This is a genomic window from Saccharopolyspora sp. NPDC002686 (genome assembly GCF_040295745.1).
Classification (GTDB): Bacteria; Actinomycetota; Actinomycetes; order Mycobacteriales; family Pseudonocardiaceae; genus Saccharopolyspora; species Saccharopolyspora oryzae.
The window spans coordinates 1-5,468 of record NZ_JBEOVY010000446.1 but is presented as its reverse complement, the minus strand read 5'-3'; the positions used below and the strand labels follow the sequence as shown (position 1 = coordinate 5,468).

General features: G+C 70.5%; 5 protein-coding genes and 1 pseudogene. 5 read left to right on the top strand and 1 reads right to left on the bottom strand.

What is annotated here, in order from left to right; genetic code table 11:
• The coding region (locus ABTZ89_RS35095) for an FAD-dependent oxidoreductase (RefSeq protein ID WP_351053067.1) at positions 1–1,136 on the bottom strand (1,136 nt) is incomplete at its 3' end.
• A gap of 144 nt (positions 1,137–1,280) precedes the next feature.
• Here ABTZ89_RS35095 and ABTZ89_RS35090 point away from each other — a divergent pair.
• The 5 genes and pseudogenes from ABTZ89_RS35090 to ABTZ89_RS35070 all read left to right on the top strand — a co-directional run.
• Positions 1,281–2,813, top strand: a complete 1,533-nt coding sequence (locus tag ABTZ89_RS35090) for an FAD-binding protein (protein WP_351053065.1) — start codon at positions 1,281–1,283, stop codon at positions 2,811–2,813.
• 14 nt (positions 2,814–2,827) lie between these two features.
• Positions 2,828–3,601, top strand: a complete 774-nt coding sequence (locus tag ABTZ89_RS35085) for an SDR family NAD(P)-dependent oxidoreductase (protein WP_351053062.1) — start codon at positions 2,828–2,830, stop codon at positions 3,599–3,601.
• Between the two features lie 262 nt (positions 3,602–3,863).
• Positions 3,864–5,030, top strand: a complete 1,167-nt coding sequence (locus ABTZ89_RS35080) for a 3-ketosteroid-9-alpha-monooxygenase, oxygenase component (RefSeq protein ID WP_270947151.1) — start codon at positions 3,864–3,866, stop codon at positions 5,028–5,030.
• A gap of 13 nt (positions 5,031–5,043) precedes the next feature.
• Complete coding sequence (locus ABTZ89_RS35075; protein WP_270947152.1) at positions 5,044–5,262, top strand: hypothetical protein; 219 nt, start codon at positions 5,044–5,046, stop codon at positions 5,260–5,262.
• A gap of 19 nt (positions 5,263–5,281) precedes the next feature.
• Positions 5,282–5,468, top strand: a pseudogene (locus ABTZ89_RS35070) (3-ketosteroid-9-alpha-hydroxylase); the annotation flags it as partial.

Genomic DNA, 5,468 nt, shown 5'->3' with positions numbered 1-5,468 from the left:
CGCTCCCGAGCGGCGGCCGCGAGGTGCTCCAGCAGGATCGACCCGAGACCGCGCCCCTGGTGCGAGTCCTCCACCACGAACGCGACCTCGGCCGAGTTGTCCTCGCTCCAGCGGTAGCCCTCCACCACCAGCTTCCACCCCACCGGGAACAGCTCCGCCCCGGGGCTGATCGGGCCAGCGAGGCGGGTCCGCTCGTCGAAGACCACGTGCATCGGAGCGCGGGGGAACAGCTCGTAGCGGCCGTGCACCAGGGCCTGCCCGTGGCCGGTCGGCGGTGTCTCGTTGACGAAGCGCTTCCCGTCGGGCGCCACCCACAGGTAGCCGTTGGAGTGCAGGGGCATGGCGAAGAAGCCCTGCCGCGAGCCGGGCGGGGCGAGCCCGTTGACGGCCATCATGTTGTCCATGTGCCACAGGTCCGCGCCGGCCTTCATCGCCATCCGGTGCCCGTCGCCGGTACCGGCCAGGCTGCCCCACACCGGCGGATCGGCGAGCCCGAGGTAGGTCCGCACCATCTCCGGGTCCGCCTCGAAACCGCCGGTGGCCAGGACGACACCGCGGCGGGCCGAGATCCGGCGCGGCTGCTCGCCGCCCGCGACCACGCCGACGACCGCTCCGGTGTTCGGGTCCTGGATCAGCTCGACAGCCGGTGCGCGGTACCGGACTTCGATGCCGCGCCGCCGCACCGCGTCGGTGAGCGTCTCGTGGAGCCGGCCTTCGCCGAGCACGCCGTCGACGCAGAGGTAGCCGCCGTAGCAGTCGCTCCCGTCGAGCTCCGGGTATTCGGGCGGGAACTTCCCGTTCGGCGCGACGGCGGCGCCCAGGCCCTCGATCCAGGCCGAGACGTGCTGGGTCTGCTCGGCCCAGGTGCGCACGATCGCCTCCGGCACGGGGCGATCGCCGCAGAGGTTGCGCAGGTACACCGCGGCCTGCTCCGGATCGCGGTTGTCGAACCAGGCGCCCCCGGACACGCGCGTGTTGCCGCCGGACTGGTCGGCGGAGGTCTTCTCCAGCACGACCACCCGGGCACCGGCGTCGTGCGCCGAGATCGCGGCGGCGGATCCGGCGGCACCCGTGCCGACGACCACCACGTCGGCGATGTCGTCGAAGGGCGGTAGCGGGACCAGTTCATCGGGCATGGGAGCGCTCCTGCCGTCGGCGTAAACCCGTGGCACCTGACCGGTTCGCGAGGTTAGCCGCCGCGCCGGTTGTCGATCGGCGAGCTCTCCCGGTCAGTGGGACTGGCCCGCCACCGCGGGGCGGGCGACGAGCATCGTGCCCCCATGGCGATCTGGGACGATGAGTGCGACGTGCTGGTGGTCGGTTCCGGCGGCGGTGCGCTGACCGGGGCGTACACCGCGGCCCGCGAGGGGCTTTCGGTGCTGGTGGTCGAGGCGACCGACAAGTTCGGCGGCACCACGGCGTACTCCGGCGGCGGGCTGTGGTTCCCGGGGAACGCGGTGCTCAAGCGGGCCGGCGACCAGGACACCCCGGAGGAGGCGAGGACCTACTACCGCGCGGTGGTGGGCGACCGCACGCCCCGCGAGCTGCAGGACGCGTTCCTGGACACCGGCGCGCGGCTGGTGGACTACCTGGAGGGCGACGACGACTTCGAGTTCATCGTCTACCCCTGGCCGGACTACTACGGGTCCGCACCGGGGGCCAGCGCGACCGGTCGGCACATCATGCCGATGCCGATGCCGCCCGAGCGGATCGGCTCGCTGCGGGACCAGCTGCGGCCACCGGTGGACGTCGACCGGGCGGGCAAACCGCTGCCGGACCTGCTCATCGGCGGTCAGGCGCTGATCGGCAGGCTGCTGCTCGCACTGTCCAAACAGGACTCCGTCCGGCTGCGGCGCGAATCGGTGTGCGACGAGCTGGTGACCTCGGACGGCGCTGTGATCGGCGCGGTGGTCGAGGAAGGCGGCGAGCGGCGGCGGATCCGCGCGCGTCGCGGCGTGCTCATCGCCTCCGGCGGGTTCGAGCGCAACCAGGAGATGCGGACCGAGCACGGGGTTCCGGGCGCGGCGCGCGACACCATGGGGCCGGCGAAGAACCTGGGCAAGGCCATCCAGGCCGGGATCGACGTCGGCGCCGACACCGACCTGATGTCGGAGGCCTGGTGGTCGCCGGGCATCACCCACCCGGACGGGACGTCGACGTTCTCGCTGTGGTTCACCGGCGGCATCTTCGTCGACGGCGCGGGCGAGCGCTTCGTCAACGAGTCCTGGCCGTACGACCGGATCGGCCGCGTCGTCCTCGACCGCGTCGGCGAGGACCGGATGGCGCTGCCGTTCTGGATGATCTACGACGACCGCGAGGGCGAGCGGCCGCCGGCGCACTCGACGAGCGTCCCGATGGGGGAGACCAGCGACTACGTCGACGCCGGACTGTGGTTCAGCGCGGGCACGCTGGCCGAGCTGGCGGAGAAGATCGGGGTTCCGGCGGAGAACCTGGAGCGGACCGTGGCACGGTTCAACGGCTTCGCGGCCGCCGGGACCGACGAGGACTTCCACCGGGGCGACGAACCGTACGACCGGTCGTTCGCGGACGGGGGATCGCCGCTGGTACCGATCGAGAAGGGCCCGTTCCACGCCGCCGCCTTCGGCGTCTCCGACCTCGGCACCAAGGGCGGTCTGCGCACCGATGCCAGCGCCCGGGTGCTCAACACCTCGGGCGAGGTGATCCCCGGTCTGTACGCCGCGGGGAACTCGATGGCCGCGGTCAGCGGGACCACCTATCCGGGCGGGGGCAATCCGATCGGGTCCTGCATGGTGTTCAGCCACCTCGCCGCGCTGGACATGATCACCCGCTGACCACTAGGAGCACCATGTCTTCTCCGAACACACCCGTGCTGATCACCGGCGCCGCCTCCGGGATCGGTGCGGCCTGCGCCCGCGCGCTGGCCGCCACCGGGCGACCGACGGTCCTGTGGGACCGCGACGAGAGCGGTGTGGCCGCCGTCGCGAAGCAGATCGAGCAGGACGACGGGGCGCCGGTCGTGGCGACCGGGATCGACGTCTCCGACGTGTCCCGGTACGACGACGCGCTCGCCGAGGCCCGCCGGATCGTCGGCAGGATAGGCGGTTTCGTGCACTGCGCCGGGATCGTCGACTCGACGCCGATGACGGAGGTCCCGCTGGAGGCGTGGCAGCGCGTCTTCGACGTCAACCTCACGGCCTTCGCCTACGGGACCGCCGCGCTCGCCGACGACCTGACCGCGTTGCCCGATTCGGCCGTGGTGGCGATCTCGTCCATCAACGCCACGCTCGGGCAGGCGAACATCCCGTCCTACAGCGCGTCCAAGGCAGGCGTCCTCGGGTTGACGCGCTCGCTCGCTGCGCAGCTCGGTCGCTCGGGGGTCCGGGTGAACGCGGTCTGCCCGGGCTACATCGAGACGCCGATGCTCAGCCGCAGCCTCGCCGATGCCCGGCGCGGAGCCCGGATGAGCGGTGACGCGATGCTCGGCCGCGTCGGGCAGCCGGAAGAGGTCGCCTCCGTCGTCCGCTTCCTGCTCAGCACCGAGGCCAGTTTCGTCACCGGCAGCACGCTTTTCGTCGACGGAGGAGTCACGGCCAGCGACCGCCTCGGCTCCCTCGACTGACGCACCCCCGCGGTTCACGGGATCAAAATTCCATTGAAATCGGACCTTCGATTTCAATGGAATTTCGACCCCGTCGGCATGTCGGCGTCCGACGCGCCGGTGCCGTGCGGGGATTCTGCGCGGGTTCTGGGGGACGTTTCCCCCGGAATTGCGGGAGTTGGGCGCGGGGTCGGTCTCGTTGAGCGGGAGAGCGCCTGTTCCGGGGGGCCCGGACTTCCCACCATTGACGCGAATCGACAAGACGGAGTCGGAGGAGTTCCTCATGGCATCACCGCGGACGGCTGATGAGAACGAGGTGCGGGTGATCGAGGCGGAGGCTCCGCCGACCCGCTACGCGCGCGGCTGGCACTGCCTCGGCCTCGCCGACGCCTACCGGGACGGAAAACCCCACGCGATCGAGGCTTTCGGCACCAAGCTGGTGGTGTTCGCCAACAGCAGCGGCGAGCTCAACGTGCTCAACGCCTACTGCCCGCACATGGGCGGCGACCTGAGCCGGGGCGAGGTCAAGGGCGACGAGGTCGCCTGCCCGTTTCACGACTGGCGCTGGTCGGGCAGCGGGCGCTGCGCGAGCATCCCCTACGCGCGGCGGGTGCCGCCGCGGGCGCGCACGAAGGCCTGGACCGTGCTGGAGCGCAACGGGCAGCTGTTCGTGTGGAACGACCCGCAGGGCAAGCAGCCGCCGCCGGAGGTGACGATCCCGGAGATCCCGGGCGTGGGTTCGGACGAGTGGACCTCGTGGACGTGGAACTCGCTGCGGATCGACGGTTCGAACTGCCGCGAGATCGTGGACAACGTGGTGGACATGGCCCACTTCTTCTACATCCACTACTCGTTCCCGACCTACTTCAAGAACGTCTTCGAGGGCCACATCGCCAGCCAGACGATGCACAGCAAGGCCCGGCCGGACGTGAAGATCGGCACGAACTACAGCGACGACAGCACGCTGCGCTCGAGCGCCTCCTACTACGGGCCGTCCTACATGATCGACTACCTGTGGAGCGACACCGGCGAGACGACGATCGAGACGGTGCTGATCAACTGCCACTACCCGGTGTCGCCCACGAGCTTCGTGCTGCAGTGGGGCGCGATGGTGAAGAAGCCCGAGGGAATGTCCGATGAGGACGCCGAGCAGATGGCGCTGGGCTTCGCCGCCGGCGTGGAGAAGGGCTTCCTGCAGGACGTCGAGATCTGGCAGAACAAGGCCCGGATCGACAACCCGCTGCTCTGCGAGGAGGACGGCCCGGTCTACCAGCTGCGGCGCTGGTACGAGCAGTTCTACGTCGACGTCGAGGACGTGACCCCGGAGATGAACCGGCGGTTCGAGTTCGAGATCGACACCGAGCGCGCGATCGAGTTCTGGCAGGCTGAGGTCGAGGACAACCTGGCCAACGGCCGCGTGATCGTGGACGACAGCGCTCCCACCGCCTGATCGGAGACAGCAGGTGCAACCCTTGTCCTGCCGCAGCTGCGGCACGTGCGTGCTGGTCAAGAAGAACAGCCTGGCCCACACGCAAGTGCAGTGGACGACAGACACCGACCACTGCGCGGAGCTCGCGCAGCGCCCGAACGCGGACCGCGCGACGGTCCTGACGTGCCTGCAGCTGCGCGACAGCATCGAAACGGCGGTGCGGAGCGGAGAGCTCCAGGTGGACACGCCGTGACCCGGGGGAGGAACGTGCGATGACCGAGTCCGCCTCGCACCGGTTGCGAGTCCGGGAGGTGATCGAGGAGACCGCCGACTCGCGGTCGCTGGTGTTCGACGTGCCGGCCGAGGCGGTCGACCGCTTCGCCTACCGCCCGGGCCAGTTCCTGACCCTGCGCGTCCCGCTGGGCGACGAGCACGTGGCGCGCTGCTACTCGCTGTCGA